Here is a 15,166-nt window from a genome sequence, read left to right as displayed (position 1 = left end):
AATTGATAAACCCATATTTTGGGCTAATAAAATGATTGATCAGATTGACCCTCAGTGGCTTAACAGTTTCCACTGTGTTTATGAATGCTTAAGCTTCAAACAAGCGGCAGAGTTTCTGGATATCCCGACCTCTAACGTAAGTCGTCACATCGCACTACTTGAAGAAAAGCTTGATGCAAGATTGTTGGAACGAACGACAAGACGGATCTCAGTGACAGAGGCGGGTGAGCAGCTTTATACCAGTACCAAGCCGTTAATCGATTCGCTGTCGGATGCGTTGCAAGAAGTCAATAAACATGCCTCTACGCCAATAGGTCATTTGCGTATAGTGATGCCCGATATCCCCATTCTCGGTCAAGCAGTGGTAACCTTTTGTGCTGCGCATCCATTAATATCAATAAGTTGTGACACTAGCCTGAGCCCGAGAGAAAACCTCTTAGATGGCTTTGATGTTGTGCTCTACTTTCATCGTGGCAAGCTTGAGGATAGCAATTGGGTGGTTAAAGAGCTGGCTCGATTACCAAGCGTTGTTGTGGCAGCTCCCAGCTTGCTAGAAAAGCATACTTCGCCGTATAGATTAGCAGATTTACAGTCTCTTCCTTGTATTTCAACCCTTACCGCCGTAAACGGTACGCCTTGGATATTTACCACCAAGGAAGGAAGATTAACGACGGTGAATGTTAAATCGAACTTCAGAGTCAACAGTGGGTTTATAGCCAAATCTGCCGCGCTATCTGGGGTTGGGTTTGCCATCTTGCCACTGAACTCCTGTAAAGCAGAAATCGAGTCAGGCGCGCTGATACCAATCGAGTTAGAGCAGCAACCGGAAGACCTTGTGCTTTATGCGTTCTATGCTGGCCGTAAACATCTGGCCAAAAAAATATCAGCGTTTCTGGCACATTTAGAACGCGCGCTACAATGACCCTCTATTGATTTCGACTTTAAGCCAAATCACCATTGATCGAATCTAGTAATTCAATAAGTGTTTGTGCTTTTTGCTCGTCGATACTTGGAAATTTACAGCGGATCTGCTCAGGAATTGTGGCAGCTTGATGTTGCAGATCATGACCCTTACTTTGTAGTTTTACCACTCGTTTGCGCTTATCTTTTTCGTCTTTAACGATAGAGAGCAGGGCTTTGTCAGTCATTTTCTTTAAGATTTGCGTCATAGCACCGCCATCGATGGCGGTTTTCTCTAGTAACTCAGCAATGCTGATTTCATCTTTCTCCCAAAGTGCCATCATCACCACATATTGAGGGTAGGTTAGGTCGAGTTTTTGTAAAGATGCTCGGTAAGCACGGACAATACCATTGGAAGCCATGTAGAGGCGGTGGCAGATTTGGGCGTCTAGTTTTAGTTGTGGGTAGTTCATCACATATTCCTACAAATGTAGCTAAGCTATATTTTAATTTGTACACAAAGTATTTGCAATTCTAAAAAATTGATTCTATTATTTTGTATACAAAATGAATATTGAATTGATTTTACTTCATCTAGAGTAAAGCCTCGCTGCGTTAGGGTGTAGGTGAGTACTCTACAAGCACAAACTTAGGAGAACGAAATGAAAGAATTACAAAGTATTGCATATACGGCGAAAGCGACTGCCACAGGTGGTCGAGAAGGTGTGGCAAAATCTGACGATGGTCGTCTTGATGTTGCGCTTTCGACACCAAAAGGCTTAGGTGGTGATGACGGGCAAGGGACTAATCCAGAGCAGTTGTTTGCAGCAGGTTATGCGGCGTGTTTTATTGGCGCATTAAAATTGGTGGCAGGCAAAGCAAAAGTTAAGTTGCCAGAAGACACACATATTAACTCTGAAGTGTCTATTGGGCCAATCGAAGGTGGCTTCGGGATAGCGGTGAAATTGGCGGTATCGGTTGGCGACTTAGACAAAGACACGGCGCAGTCACTCGTTGAGAAAGCTCACGAAGTTTGTCCATATTCAAATGCTACTCGTGGCAATATCGCGGTTGAGCTTTCAGTTATTTAACTAACCTGAGGTTTGGATAAGGAATGAACTAACTAACTGTTTTTTAATCACCTTAAACTATCTTCTTACCTAGCCAGAGAGTTTTGAGGATAACAAGGCGAATTTACGTACCAATAGCTGGCTATTGGAAGTGAATTCAACGCAGTTAGCGTTAAAACTGGCTGCTAGAAAGGCATTAATTATCCGAAGCTCAGGTTAACTCACTTAAGTGAGTTAGAGCCAGCGTATTTTGACGCTGGCTTATGTGTTTTCTAACGGGTCGGTGACATTAAAGCAATGAATATCACCGCCCGTTCTAAAATCAACACGTTTAACTTGCTCAACGATTTCCACCGTATTATAACCATTGAGTAAACCAAACATCGCTGCTTGTTGGCCAGAGCCGATGGCATAAGATTGCGCTAAGGGTTCAGATTTACAGGTGCCTCTTTTTACACAGCCATACCATACGCCTTTTTTGGGGTGGTATTTAATGAATTCCAAACTCTCAATCTTATCAAACTGATTATTTGAAAAATTGTGCTGCAAATTGTATATATCGCATGTCTGGCCAGTGCAAAACACTCTCCAGCCGTGATAATCAAACCACTTTTGAGCGTTATCGGTAACGATGATCTTGTCGGTAGTGGTTCTACTATCACAGGCTATTTCTGCTGCTTTAGCGTTATAGACGATGGTTGTCATTCCTTTTGACTCCTATGAAATTACATTCGATGAAACCATGCAACTAGTGCTGGTAAAAATGCTGATGGTATAAAGACTTGAATGCTAATTGAATGTTGCACGAGAAGAAGTTTACCTGAAGTGAATGTCTGCGCTTTTAACTAGGGCCTGTTGACCTTTGCTGTTTGATTTTTGTTCTTCTGAGTGTGTTTTGGTAGCGACGCTCGACTTGCCGCCTAGTAATCTAGGCAAAAGTTGAGCAACAATGAACAAAGCGCACTCAGGTGAACCCAAAGGGCAGCGCTTGACTGGCATTTCTTCTGTGTTGCCCCACAAGGATGTGGGGTAAGGTGACTTTGCAGGAGCACAAAGTCTTTATCGCCAGACTTACATAGAATGACTATGCTACGCAGGCTCTGCCTTGTATAAATACCAGTCAAACTGCTGCAAAAACAAACTTGAAAGATCAACAGGCCCTCAAGGCTAAGATTATAAGAATTCTACGATGTTATTCAATTGTAACTTAAGTGAACTTTCTTCAATTTAGCTTATTACATCTAGCCAACTAAAATGGGGCGAAATTGACCGTTAACTCACAATCGTATTTATCACTTCATAAAGTTTTTTCATATCTATCGGTTTTGCGACGCAATTATCAAATCCAAGTTGCTGATAATTTTCTAAATCTCCCGACATCACGTTGGCTGTGACGGCAACCAGCGGGGTTGTTTTATCTTGTTCTCTGACTTCTGAACATACTTTTAGGCCATCTTTTTTTGGCATCTGAATATCGACAAAAAAGATATCAGGTTTCAATTCGTGATAAAGCTCAATCGCTTCTTCACCATCCTGAGCTATGACAAGATTCGCTTCAGTTGGTTTAATCATGGCACTAAATATTTTTTGATTAAGTGGGTTATCTTCTGCAAGTAGCAGGTTTTTATCCTTCAAGGCGGGTATAGCTTGCAAGTCTTGCATGAGAGATTGTTCTGGTGCGTCGCAAATATCGAGTACGAGTTCAACTGTAAACTCACTGCCAATACCTTCTTTACTTGTCACCGTAACATGGCCGTCCATTAACTCGGCGAGTTGCTTTACAATTGCAAGTCCAAGCCCGGTTCCTCCATACTTTCTGGTGGTCGACGAGTCTGCCTGTTGAAATCGATTAAATAGCTTTTTTAGCGCGACTTCGGAAATACCGGCGCCCGTATCTATTACTCGGATGGAGAGATGTTTACCGCCATCTTGGAGTATAACGGTTACAGAGCCGTCACTGGTAAATTTAACGGCATTGGATATTAAATTCCTTAGTATCTGCTTCAAACGCAGCGAATCACCAAGTCGATAGGGGTTAGCGAGTTCCTCAGTATGAATAATCAGGTCGATTTGCTTAGCACTGGCAGTATGGACAAACTCTTGTTTTACTTCAGTGACAATATTTCTAATATCCACCGTCGCTGATTCCATCTTTAATTCACCCGCTTCAATTTTAGAGAAATCAAGTAAATCATTGAGTAAGCTAAGTAATGTTTCTGTGGACGTCATGCCTTGCGCAATGAGTTCTTTGGAGTCTGCTGCATTTCTATGATGCTTCATCAACTGAAATACGCCATAAATACCGTTAAGTGGCGTTCTTAATTCGTGGCTCATGTTCGCCAAAAAGTGACTTTTTGCCCGCTCTGAACTTTGTGCTTTTACTTTTTCACTTTCAAGAGAGCTGATCTGCTCTTTGATTTGCTTCGCAAGTTGGTTAAGGGTCACTTGAAGAGTTCTTAATTCTCTAAATTCAAAATCGCTTTTTGCAGAAACGTAATGTCCTCGTTTCAGTCGTTCACAATGGCGTTCAAGTGCTTGCATCGGATTGGTCAAGCGTTTTGCTAATCGGCGTAAATACCAGGTAAGTAATACCACTAGCATCAACCCGATAAGCACTATGTATAACACTGCGCGTAAAATGTCGTTACTGTATACTTCGGCTTCTCGTTGTAGCTGTAAATCAAGTGCTACAAAATCGTCTTTTAGTGAATAAATAGGACTACGGTATACACCTTCAGTGGCATCTGAGGACTGTGTTCCCTCAAGCACAAGCTCTTGACTGGTGAGCCAGATAGAGCCTTTTTCCCGATTGGAACCTAAAAATGGCTCAAGATCGACTTCGAGGAATAGCACACCCGTATATTTATAAGGACGCATTAACGATGATAGTTTTTGTCTAAGGGGAATGGCGAGAAACAATTTGGCCTGATCAGACGGTTTTTTTTCAATGCTTTCAACTGGGACAACAAGTTTGTCGATTCTTAAAGTGCGTCGCTGTTGCGAGAGGACCTTGTTAGCATGCTCGCTAAATACGGAGTTGTTCCAACGTAAGGTATCAAAAGGATATCCCTCTACGGTAAACACGGAGCCATCGTTGATAAACGCAGACTTCACCATGTCGGTATTGTCGACTAAGTTAGTTAGCGCCTTAACCGCGTATTGAGTAAACAGTAGATCGCTCGGTAATGTAGATAAAATATGGTCCTCACTTAATGCTGCAACTTGATAGATAAGCTCATTGACTTGCGCTTTAAAATCGCTGATAAGACTTGCGCCAGTGCGTTTAACGTCTTCTTGCTCTAAGGTTGCCTTTTGTTGCATAAGAGAAAAACCAACCATCGCAACCAGTACAACCAGGAAGAGAGAGAATAATGCCGTAATTTTTCTTTTTATTTCATCAACGATGCTGCGATTTGCTTTCATTCTGTCCCGACTTTGTGACGATAAATTGCATATATTGCGTCGTTTCTTCGACACTATACACACCACCTAAATAGCGTGTTAGTCCCTTTAACATGGCTTCCCAAATATAGGCCATAATAGGTTCATTCGGTTGTGGATAGGTTTCATGCAAAGATGCAATCAGTTGAGACAGTGCTTTGTCGCCGCGTTTTGTAAGTTCAGCTAAGCTGTCGCCGTTTGCTGGCAGCGCATTGAGCTCATCCCATAGTTTATCTTGTACCTTTTGGCTTTGCATAAAGTCAACAAGCTGCTTTAGATGCGGACCTTTTTTAGATTCTATGCCATTGGCAGGAAAAGCCAGTACATGAGACGATGCTAGAGACATCAGCTGATGATTACCCCACCTCGGTAAAGGCGCGATAGCTAGGTCGTCTTTAAGCTTGTCTTTAAGTTGACGATATGCCCAAATTCCATTCACAAAGTAATCGAGCTTGCCAGTCTTAAAGCGATTCATTAAGCATTGATAAACACAATCAGCGTCTATGATGCCGCTGTTGAGAAGTGATTGATAATTGGAAATTGCGAGGCGCATCGCTTTGGTGTCAAGCTGTGGCACGCCAGCCTGAATGAGGTTAGGCTGAAGCGCGTTCGCAAAGGTCACAAACCAATACATTTCATAAAAATTCCAGCCGAGCGTAGGTTTGTCTGTTACAGCATGCTGTGCGTAGGTTTGTAAGTCGGTAATAGGGTGTGGCACAAGTGCGCGGTTGTAATAGAGTACAAGATGGTTGCCATACATAATTGGTACGCCCTTAAGCTCACCATTGACTTTACTGTTCTCAATGACTTTTTGTGTGAGCTTTTTACTTAACCAAGATTCTGGCACCTGAGAAAATTGCAGTTCCGACAACCCCATATAATCGCTGGGAATAATCACGGCATCCGGTAACTGCAGGGCATCTGCATACAACAATAACTCGCTTTTCAACTGATTGTTGTTAAAAGCAAGAATGTTAACTTTAATTCCTGTTTTTGCACTAAATTCTTCAAATAATGGCTGAAAATCAAAGTTTTCAAGTCCTACCGCGACATCTATCTCTGGCGGTTCACTTGCACGTGCATGTACTGGGCTATAAGCCAGAAGAAGTAACATGAACACCAAACAAAGCATTTTACCCAGCATATCAATACGTTTCCTTTACGGGCCTAAAAGGCATGTTAATGTTGCTCGGCATGGGGCGGTTCTTACATAAAACTAATCGGATGTGCTTGTTATTGTAGACCAAATTTTTCTGTTTTAAATTATTTTCAGAATGACAAATTCAATTTGCTAGGCAATTCAATTCTATTTCAGTCGTGAATAATTCACTAAAACACGATAAAATAACAGTCAAATAAGAATGATGAGTACGTCCTTGCTATGAAAAAAGGGTTTATGCTGGTCTGCGATGGCAGCAATGGCGCTGGAAAAACGACGGTTATTGCCGGATTGGAAGCGCATTTAAAACAACGCGGTATTGAAGTTGTGATGACTCGTGAACCTGGTGGAACAGAGATCTCAGAGAAGATCAGAGAAATCATTCTAGATCCCTCAACCCCCGAAATGACAGACATGACGGAGCTTATGTTGTTTGGGGCTGCGCGTGCTCAGCACGTTCGTGAAAAAATTATTCCAGCACTTGAGCAAGGCAAAGTCGTTATTTCTGATCGATTTGACGCTGCAACATTTAGTTTTCAACATTATGCAAGAGGACTAGATCTTGCCACCATCACAACCATTAATCAGCTTGCGCTTGGCGGTTTTCGTCCAGACATGAATTTGATTTTGGACTTGGACCCTGAAGAGGGCTTAAAGCGAGTCAAATCGCGAGGTGAGGGGCTAGATAGACTCGAGGATGAAAAGCAACAATTTTTGCAGCGCGCACGTGAGGGTTATCTCGTTCAAGCGAAGAATGACCCTGAACGATTTACTGTGATTGATGCCAGTCAAAGTAAAGCGCAAGTGCTTGAGCAAAGTATTGAACTACTTGATAGCTTGATAGCCACATACCTTACAGTAGGTGGCAATGAATAATTTGCTTCCAAGTTGGCACAGCGACACTTTGAGTTATCTTGCTCGGGCACAGCATAATGGTCGTTTGCACCATGCTCAGTTGTTATCGGGCAAAAAAGGCGTGGGAAAGTCTCTGCTTGCGGCGCACTTGGCAGATGCACTTTTATGCTTACATCCACAAAATCTCACTGCCTGTGGGCAATGTAAGCCGTGTAACTTGAACTTAGCTGGTAATCACCCTGATAGACTGAGTGTAGTGCCTGAGGGCAAATCAATCGGGGTGGATGAAATTCGAGAGATTACGCATTTCTTGAACCATTCAGCGCAGCAAGGTGGCAATAAAGTCGCATTGATTGAACACGCGCATTTGATGACCCATTCAGCCGCAAATGCGCTGTTAAAAACACTTGAAGAGCCAAATGCTAATCGTTATTTGGTCGTTACCAGCGATGATGACAGTAAGTTACCTGCCACCATTTTGAGCCGTTGTAATAAAGTGGCGATTCACTCGCCCAATCAAGCAGAGGCCGCGCAGTGGCTGGCAGCTAAGAATGTCGCTTGTGATTTCCCTTGGTTTGATGAATTTTCTCTACAGCCATTTATTATCGAAACGTGGCAACAAGAAGGTGTGCTTGACGATGTGACTGCGCTTTATCACGCGGCGAATCAATTAACAGTAGAGAGTGCGCAAACGGTTGAAAAAATTTTGTTAAAGCACAGCGCAATGAGTGATGTATTCGCCCGTTTTTTGCTCAACCGTTTAAAAGGGGCGATGACACAAGGGAATGGTTTGAGTTTTACTCAGTATCAAGACTTAGTGAGCTTAGTACATCGGTTTATGTACGAACAGAAAAATGTGTTAGGGTTAAATCAAAACCTGAGCATTTCTAATTTACTTTTTGCCTTACAAAAACAGCTATAAAGAGGTGGTGCATGCAAGAGTTACTTGCGGATTTTGAAGATTTAGATGAGCTATATCGTTGTTATATGCCATTTCTGAAATCCGGTGGCATATTTATCAAGTCCAATGCCCATTTTGATATGGGGCAAGAATTAAAGCTCAGAGTCACCTTGCCTGACGCCCTTGAAGCGGACGAAGTTGAAGTGGTTGTTGCTTGGTTAACACCGCAAGGCGCGCAAAATTCTAATCCATCTGGGGTTGGCGTTGCGTTTGTTGACGCGCCAGCTTTGAACGATAAAATAAATAAGCTTTTGGGTGCGACTTTGCATTCAGATAAACCAACTTACACCATGTAGAGCCAGTATGATTGTAGACTCTCACTGTCATTTAGATAGACTCGATTTTGAAAAGTTAGGCCTAAGCCTTGAAGAAGTACTCAGCAACGCGAGACAAAAACAAGTAGAACACTTTTTATGCGTTAGCGTGACGCTAGACCAATTTCCATCCATGTTAGAAAAAATAGCCCATTTTGATGATGTTTCTGCATCTTGTGGGGTACATCCACTAGATCAAAAAGATAAACTGGATATTGAAAGGCTAATACAACTGGCGAGTAATGATAAGGTCGTTGCTATTGGTGAAACTGGATTAGATTATTATTATTCAAAAGATACGCATCAGGTACAGCAAGAAAGCTTTGCTGGACACATAGATGTGGCTAATCAGCTACAAAAACCACTGATCATTCATACTCGCGATGCAAAAGCGGACACGATAGACATCATGCGTGCCCACAATGCGCAAAATTGCGGTGGCGTGTTGCACTGTTTCACCGAAGATTGGCCGATGGCAAAACAGGCACTAGACCTTGGTTTTTACATTTCAATCTCAGGTATTGTGACGTTTAAAAATGCGACGGCGCTTCAAGAAGTCGTTAAGCAAATCCCTATGGATCGATTGCTGATTGAAACCGATTCACCTTATCTTGCACCCGTACCACATCGTGGCAAAACTAACCAGCCTGCTTACGTACAAGACGTTGCGTATTATATTTCTGACTTAAAAGGAATGAGCTACAAAGCGCTTGCAGAGCAAACCACGAATAACTTTTACTCTTTATTTAATTTGGTGAAACGCCAAGATGGTAGCACAACTTAATCAGCTACCTCAGGTGTTGATGGGCCCGCTGGTTCGCCGAGCTGAGCAGAATAAAATTTGTATTCAGGTTGTTACTTGTGAAGCCGTGGACATCTCGGCTTCGCTATTGGCCCATCAAAGTCGATGTGAGGTTGAGACATTTCAGCTCGGTGCAGCCTGCTTTTTGCATTTTTTGATGATATGCAGCGAGAAGGCTCTGCCAACTGCTCAGCTGCTCGAGTATCAAGTGCTTATTAACGGTGCCGCGTATAAGCCAGATTATCTACGTTACGGAGAAGAGCTCAGCTTTGCGATACCTGCTGTGCTCAATCAAATATTACATGGCTCATGCCGTAACCCGCATCACCACGCAAAAGACAGTCTACATACTGCGGATCAGTGGCAGGAGCAGCAGCGCGAGCTTGGTGAATTAGGTGCTGACTTGTGTATTTTTTCTGGCGATCAGATCTATGCAGATGATGTTGCCGGCGCCATGTTGTTGGCTATTCATCAACTTATAGCAAGGCTAGGTTTGTTTAAAGAAACCAAATTGCCAATGCACTTACCTGCTGATCAACAAGCCCAGCTTTACCATCGCCACTTATATCTGCCGAAGACGCCATGGCAGGAGCGCTCAAAGTTTTCACCGGGTTACTGGTTTCGAAAGGATGAACCGCACTTTTCTAGTGTTAAGGCTTTTAATCACCTAATTTTCTTCGAAGAGTTTGTCGCCTGTTACCTGTTAAACTTCTCTCATCTTGCTTGGCAGTTGGTTAACTTTGATGCGCTTCATTATGACGGTGGCAACGACAAAGTTAGGCGAATATTTGAGTCCGAACTTGACGCCTTAAAAGGCTTTGTCGAAACGTTGCCTAGCGCTGAGCGGTTGTGTGCGAACGTGCCCGTTCTGATGATGTTTGATGACCATGATGTGACCGATGATTGGAACTTGACGGCTAAATGGGAACAGGCAATTGCAAACCATAAAGTGAGTCGCCGTATAATCAGTAATGGCATCATTAGCTATTGGTTGTTTCAAGGCATTGGTAATGATGCGTTTGAGTATAGCGGGGCACTGACATCAGGTTTTAATTCAAGCCTGATTGACAACGAATGGCACTTTTCGGCGTTTGACAAACAAGTTCGTCGATTCACACACTGGCATTATTGTTTAGATACGTTTCCTAAAGTGGTGGTGCTAGATACTCGCACACACCGCTGGCGTAATGAACAGGATTTCAATGAACCAAGTGGTTTACTCGACTGGGAAATGCTGATGGAGCTGCAAGACACGCTTATCGACCACAGTGCTGTATTGATGGTCAGTCCTGCGCCAGTATTTGGGGTAAAGGCAATCGAAACCATACAAGCTGTATTTAATGCGTGTGGTGAGCCACTGATGGTGGATGTGGAAAATTGGATGGCGCATGAAGGGGCTGCGAAGAAGCTCATAGAAATTTTTAAGCGTCCAGATACACCCAAAGAAACCATTATACTCTCCGGCGATGTACATTATTCGTTTTGCTTTTCGGTTCAGGCACGTTTTGGTCGTCATGATAATCGTATTTGGCAGCTAACTGCATCAGGAATAAAAAACGAATTTCCAAAGCCGCTTATCAATATTTTAGATAAGATGGACACGATTTTGTATGCCAAATATAGTCCTCTGAATCTCTTTACGAAACGTTGGCAGCTATCTGTAAGTAAGCATCCTTCGTCGCTAAAAAAACATGGCTATTTGGTGTCAGACTCTGCGATTAGCTTAGTAACGCTTGAGAACGGCTTGCTAGAGAAGTATGAGCTACTGCACGGCACGGGGATCCACAGTCATTTTGAGTTATAAGCCTTGGTAATAGATTTTAGAATTGAATAAACCGACTTCAGCTATTTGTAGCTTAGCTTGGCTGTACGAGTGAGCTTGCGTGATACACTAAAGCCATCAAAAAGCACATGCTCTTTTTCGCTTTTGCTATAGTTAATATAACGCGGGCTAACATCTCGACTATATGACTCTACTCAAGCGCATGTCTCTGTTCGTTGTACCATACAGCACACTGAAATGGTTTTGTGTGTTGCTGCTGTTGTTATTACCGAGCTTTCCTTGTGCCGCCAGTTTTCCCGAATTTAGCGATACGGCGCAGGTTATGCGACGCTATGACTATAATTCTGGCCTCAGTCAGGTCACTATCACTGCAATTACGCAAGATCAACTCGGATACATTTGGGTTGGCACACAGTCTGGCCTAAATCGTTTTGATGGTCATGATTTTGTTCAATTTGAAGTAAAGCAGAACTCCAAACATCATCTCTCCGGTGGCTTTATTACCTCACTATGCCACAGTGGCAAATATATCTGGGTTGGAACAAGTACTGGGCTTAGCATTTACGATACTGAAGCGGGGACCTTTCGCTCTATCTTAGCGGCGCAGAATGAGGCGGTGAGCTCAGATAGAGTGAAAAAAGTGGCTTGTTATGGTGAATCAGTCACTGTATCAACAGAAGAAGGCGACGCTTACCGGGTTAACTACCAAACCTTGACGCCTGAAAAGCTTTATTTAACCGGTAAATTTGTTCGTGAAGTCCAAGAAACAAGGGATGCGTTTGTTTACCTCAATGCGGATGGCCTAGTCAGTCAGCCAAAAGACAAAGTCGGAGCCAATGTTCTGTTGGAAGGTGAGTTTAAAACACTGTCGCTTTCCCACGGACGGATATTCGTGGTTGACGCGGATGATAAAATCATTAGTTTCGACACTCAGTTCAATAAAGTGCAATGGCAAAAGTCGGTCAGCGCGAAAGTAAATCTTAGTATTCATCAAATTAAAGTCAGGGCGAATGAAATACTCGTCGCGTCCAACACGGGTGTGTTTATTTTAGACCTGCAAGGTAATATCAAACGTCATTGGTATCGTCGTGCAGAGCAATATGACGGACTGCAAGACAACAATGTTCTGAGCGTTCAACGAGATAGAAATGGTGATTTATGGATTGGTACGGAATCACAGGGGCTACATTTTTTTAGTCAGCTGAGCGAGTCGTTTGGTCATGTTGGTGAACAAAACTTTCCGCACGCTCCCTTGGGGCATCCTGATGTTAGGAATTTCGCATTAGACAGTAGTGAACGTTTTTGGATAGGTACGTCATCCGGTTTATATATTTATCAAAAATCGAGCTTTATCGAAGCGCATCGAATTTTCCCGAGTTTGTCTGCAATCAAAGGAAGCTTTATCACTCAAGTAAAGATTTATGATGACACGTTGTGGGTAACAACAAGGGGAGATGGCGTTGTTAGATACGCCTTAACTCAAGGGGAATATAGCCATTTGATGCCTGACTCTGATAATGGCCCAGAACTCAGTTTTAATGATGTCATTGAGTACCAATCTCAGATCTTAGTGAGTTCAAGGACGCTAGGTCTTATGAGGTACGACGAAGAATCGAAAACCTTAGTGCAGTTTTTTGAAAATCGTTCAGATGCGCCGTCACATGTGTCGTCGTTTAAAGTGGTCGGACAGGACCTATGGTTTGGTTCTATCGGTGAGGGTTTGTTCAAATTTAGTAAAGGTCAGCTTCATAACCTCACCACACAGGATGGCTTAAAGTCGAATTTGGTCTTTATGATCGATGAAGATCCATGGCAACGTATCTGGGTTGCAAGTGAAGCGGGTATTAGTTTAGTTGATAAACAAATGAAAGTTGTCCGTACTATTGGTGAGCAAGAAGGACTAGGAAACCAAGCCGTGTGGGGGCTGGTTTACGATGACTACGAATACATGTGGCTTGGCACCAGTGGTGGGCTGTCGCGCGTCAATGTGATGGATTTTGCTATTGATAACTTTCTACCCATTGACGGAGTGCAAGCCCATGAGTTTAACTACAATGCCGCGTGGAAAGCCCCTGATGGTCGAATTTTTATGGGTGGAGCCAAAGGCTTTAATCAATTTTTTCCTCAGAATGTATCAATTTCAAATACCGCGCGACCTATTTTGGTCTCCACAATCGAATTATTAGGCGAGCCGTTAAAGCCAAGTCTTGATGGGATCCTCACGGTCGCGCCAGAGCTTGCGGGTTCATTGCGGCTACGCTATGACCAAAATATTATATCGCTTCAATATTCAAGCTTAGATTTTGGTTCTGAGAAGCTGAACTTTTACTACCGTATTAAAGGATTAAGCGACAAATGGTTAAAACTTGCAAATGGAGCACGGCAAATAAACTTACTCCAGCTTGAACCCGGCACCTATCGAGTAGAAACCTATACCGTAAATCGCTTTAATATGCAGTCGCCCGTTCATGAATTTAGTATTTATATTGCCGCGCCAATTTGGTGGAATGCCTACTCGAAAACCCTTTACACCTTAGTCATTGTGCTGATCATCGCTGCATTCGTTCGAGCGAGACAACGGCGTTATCAACAAGTACTGCGGGATAATCAGAAAATGTCTGCACTACAAGAGCGGTTGGAGTTGTCGTTGTGGGCGAGTGGTGACGAACTTTGGGACTGGCATGTTGAGTCGGGTAAAATTTATCGCTACAGCGTGAATCCAAGGATCGACTTTAGTGAACTCCAAGATAAACTTATTCTCAATGAGCTTGACCAGTTTGTACACCCTAAGGATTGTGTGTTACTTGAGGAGCGTCTGCAATCCTGTGTAGACGGACGAGAAGACGTATATGAACTGTCTATTCGAGTTAAAGATCAACAGGGAGAATGGATCTGGGTATTAGACAGAGGAAAGGTGGTGGCCCGAGATGACAATGGTAGAGCAACGCGGATAGCGGGGGCACTGAAAGATATTGCTGATTTAAAAGCACATCAACAAGCCTTGCAGTCGTTAAACGAGCAACTTGAGATAAAAGTCGCGATGCGCACCGATGAGCTATATAAAAAGAATCAGAAACTTGAGCAAGCAATGTTTGAGTTAAAGCAAACGCAAGAAGACTTGATTGAAAGTGAAAAAATGGCTTCTTTGGGTGTTGTGGTTGCGGGTGTTGCGCATGAAATCAACACCCCGTTAGGTATAGCTATCACCGCACTTTCGCATAATGAAGATTGTTTATCTGAGCTGGTAGAAAAGCTTGAGAATAAAACCCTTAAGCAAAAAGATTTGGTCACCTCTATCGATGCACAGCAAGAAGGCTATCTGCTGATCAGTCGCAATCTGCAAAGAGCAGAAAGCCTTATTAGTAACTTTAAGCAAGTTGCAGTCGATCAATCCAGTGAGACGGAGCGTGATATTAACCTGCTTGAATATATCAATGATGTATTTGATTCACTCAAACCATTGGCTAAAAATAAAGAAGTATATTTGTCTATAGATGGGAATGCTGATGTAAATCTCTCCACCTATCCAGGCGCGGTTTATCAAATAATGGCAAACCTATTTAACAATTCCGTTATCCATGGTTTTGAGGGGAGTGCCTCTGGCACAGTCAGCGTGTTAGTCGAGGCGACAGATAGCCACTGGACTATTGTATACCGCGATAATGGTGTCGGCATGGACGAAGCAATGCAAAAGACCTTGTTTGAGCCATTTGTAACCACAAAACGTAATCAAGGCGGATGCGGATTAGGCATGCATATTGTTTATAATTTGGTTACGCAACTTTTAAAAGGCGAGATCCGCTGTAAAACGGCGAAATTACAAGGTGTCGAAATTACAATAAAAGTACCGTTTAAGAAAATAACGGCTGAAAATTAACTTA

12 protein-coding genes are annotated in these 15,166 nt (G+C 42.9%); 8 read left to right on the top strand and 4 right to left on the bottom strand.

Annotated elements, in window-relative coordinates; genetic code table 11:
* Window positions 1–31 precede the first annotated feature (31 nt).
* Entirely contained in the window at window positions 32–922 is an 891-nt protein-coding gene (locus CTT31_RS09535) for a LysR family transcriptional regulator (RefSeq protein ID WP_130164138.1), read from the top strand.
* Window positions 923–941: 19 nt separating this feature from the next.
* On the opposite strand, the gene CTT31_RS09530 is transcribed toward CTT31_RS09535, so the two are convergent.
* Window positions 942–1,373: a MarR family winged helix-turn-helix transcriptional regulator gene (locus tag CTT31_RS09530; RefSeq protein WP_260491165.1), complete on the bottom strand. Its 432-nt coding sequence runs from the start codon at window positions 1,371–1,373 to the stop codon at window positions 942–944.
* Window positions 1,374–1,562: 189 nt separating this feature from the next.
* On the opposite strand from CTT31_RS09530, the gene CTT31_RS09525 reads away from it, so the two are divergent.
* Entirely contained in the window at window positions 1,563–1,991 is a 429-nt protein-coding gene (locus CTT31_RS09525; protein ID WP_010604667.1) for an organic hydroperoxide resistance protein, read from the top strand.
* A 240-nt stretch (window positions 1,992–2,231) separates the two neighbouring features.
* Here CTT31_RS09525 and CTT31_RS09520 read toward each other — a convergent pair whose 3' ends face one another.
* From CTT31_RS09520 to CTT31_RS09510, 3 genes are all read right to left on the bottom strand, one after another.
* The gene (locus tag CTT31_RS09520) at window positions 2,232–2,675 is read right to left on the bottom strand and encodes a hypothetical protein (protein ID WP_039497863.1); all 444 of its coding nucleotides are present in this window, start codon (window positions 2,673–2,675) and stop codon (window positions 2,232–2,234) included.
* 567 nt (window positions 2,676–3,242) lie between these two features.
* Entirely contained in the window at window positions 3,243–5,393 is a 2,151-nt protein-coding gene (locus CTT31_RS09515; RefSeq protein WP_260491164.1) for an ATP-binding protein, read from the bottom strand.
* A complete protein-coding gene (locus tag CTT31_RS09510; protein ID WP_211857618.1) occupies window positions 5,368–6,555 on the bottom strand; it encodes a sugar ABC transporter substrate-binding protein in 1,188 nt (395 codons plus the stop codon). Before CTT31_RS09510 ends, CTT31_RS09515 begins: the two co-directional genes overlap by 26 nt.
* 237 nt (window positions 6,556–6,792) lie before the next feature.
* Here CTT31_RS09510 and tmk point away from each other — a divergent pair, with 237 nt between their 5' ends.
* The 6 genes from tmk to CTT31_RS09480 all read left to right on the top strand — a co-directional run bounded on the left by tmk (window position 6,793) and on the right by CTT31_RS09480 (window position 15,162).
* Window positions 6,793–7,446: a dTMP kinase gene (gene tmk, locus CTT31_RS09505; protein ID WP_211857616.1), complete on the top strand. Its 654-nt coding sequence runs from the start codon at window positions 6,793–6,795 to the stop codon at window positions 7,444–7,446.
* Window positions 7,439–8,347, top strand: coding sequence for a DNA polymerase III subunit delta' (gene holB / locus CTT31_RS09500; protein WP_260491163.1), 909 nt, complete (start codon window positions 7,439–7,441; stop codon window positions 8,345–8,347). Before tmk ends, holB begins: the two co-directional genes overlap by 8 nt.
* Window positions 8,348–8,358: 11 nt before the next feature.
* The gene (locus CTT31_RS09495; protein WP_045990082.1) at window positions 8,359–8,682 is read left to right on the top strand and encodes a PilZ domain-containing protein; all 324 of its coding nucleotides are present in this window, start codon (window positions 8,359–8,361) and stop codon (window positions 8,680–8,682) included.
* Window positions 8,683–8,689: 7 nt separating this feature from the next.
* A complete protein-coding gene (locus CTT31_RS09490; RefSeq protein WP_260491162.1) occupies window positions 8,690–9,484 on the top strand; it encodes a TatD family hydrolase in 795 nt (264 codons plus the stop codon).
* Window positions 9,468–11,306, top strand: coding sequence for an alkaline phosphatase D family protein (locus CTT31_RS09485; protein ID WP_260491161.1), 1,839 nt, complete (start codon window positions 9,468–9,470; stop codon window positions 11,304–11,306). The genes CTT31_RS09490 and CTT31_RS09485 overlap by 17 nt, the downstream gene beginning before the upstream one ends.
* A gap of 181 nt (window positions 11,307–11,487) precedes the next feature.
* The gene (locus CTT31_RS09480; protein WP_249122383.1) at window positions 11,488–15,162 is read left to right on the top strand and encodes a sensor histidine kinase; all 3,675 of its coding nucleotides are present in this window, start codon (window positions 11,488–11,490) and stop codon (window positions 15,160–15,162) included.
* The last annotated feature ends 4 nt before the right edge of the window (window positions 15,163–15,166 follow it).

It is taken from the genome of Pseudoalteromonas maricaloris (genome assembly GCF_024746855.1).
GTDB classification, from domain to species: Bacteria; Pseudomonadota; Gammaproteobacteria; order Enterobacterales; family Alteromonadaceae; genus Pseudoalteromonas; species Pseudoalteromonas maricaloris.
Note: the sequence above shows the minus strand (reverse complement) of the source record. Positions and strands in the feature narration are given on the sequence as shown.

Excerpts from the sequence above, each read along its gene's own strand:
- CTT31_RS09515 (WP_260491164.1), bottom strand. The coding sequence starts at position 5,393 with ATGAAAGCAAATCGCAGCATCGTTGATGAAATAAAAAGAAAAATTACG.
- CTT31_RS09520 (WP_039497863.1), bottom strand. The coding sequence starts at position 2,675 with ATGACAACCATCGTCTATAACGCTAAAGCAGCAGAAATAGCCTGTGAT.
- CTT31_RS09510 (WP_211857618.1), bottom strand. The coding sequence starts at position 6,555 with ATGCTGGGTAAAATGCTTTGTTTGGTGTTCATGTTACTTCTTCTGGCT.
- CTT31_RS09490 (WP_260491162.1), top strand. The coding sequence starts at position 8,690 with ATGATTGTAGACTCTCACTGTCATTTAGATAGACTCGATTTTGAAAAG.
- CTT31_RS09530 (WP_260491165.1), bottom strand. The coding sequence starts at position 1,373 with ATGAACTACCCACAACTAAAACTAGACGCCCAAATCTGCCACCGCCTC.
- CTT31_RS09525 (WP_010604667.1), top strand. The coding sequence starts at position 1,563 with ATGAAAGAATTACAAAGTATTGCATATACGGCGAAAGCGACTGCCACA.
- CTT31_RS09480 (WP_249122383.1), top strand. The coding sequence starts at position 11,488 with ATGTCTCTGTTCGTTGTACCATACAGCACACTGAAATGGTTTTGTGTG.
- CTT31_RS09485 (WP_260491161.1), top strand. The coding sequence starts at position 9,468 with ATGGTAGCACAACTTAATCAGCTACCTCAGGTGTTGATGGGCCCGCTG.
- holB (WP_260491163.1), top strand. The coding sequence starts at position 7,439 with ATGAATAATTTGCTTCCAAGTTGGCACAGCGACACTTTGAGTTATCTT.
- CTT31_RS09535 (WP_130164138.1), top strand. The coding sequence starts at position 32 with ATGATTGATCAGATTGACCCTCAGTGGCTTAACAGTTTCCACTGTGTT.
- tmk (WP_211857616.1), top strand. The coding sequence starts at position 6,793 with ATGAAAAAAGGGTTTATGCTGGTCTGCGATGGCAGCAATGGCGCTGGA.
- CTT31_RS09495 (WP_045990082.1), top strand. The coding sequence starts at position 8,359 with ATGCAAGAGTTACTTGCGGATTTTGAAGATTTAGATGAGCTATATCGT.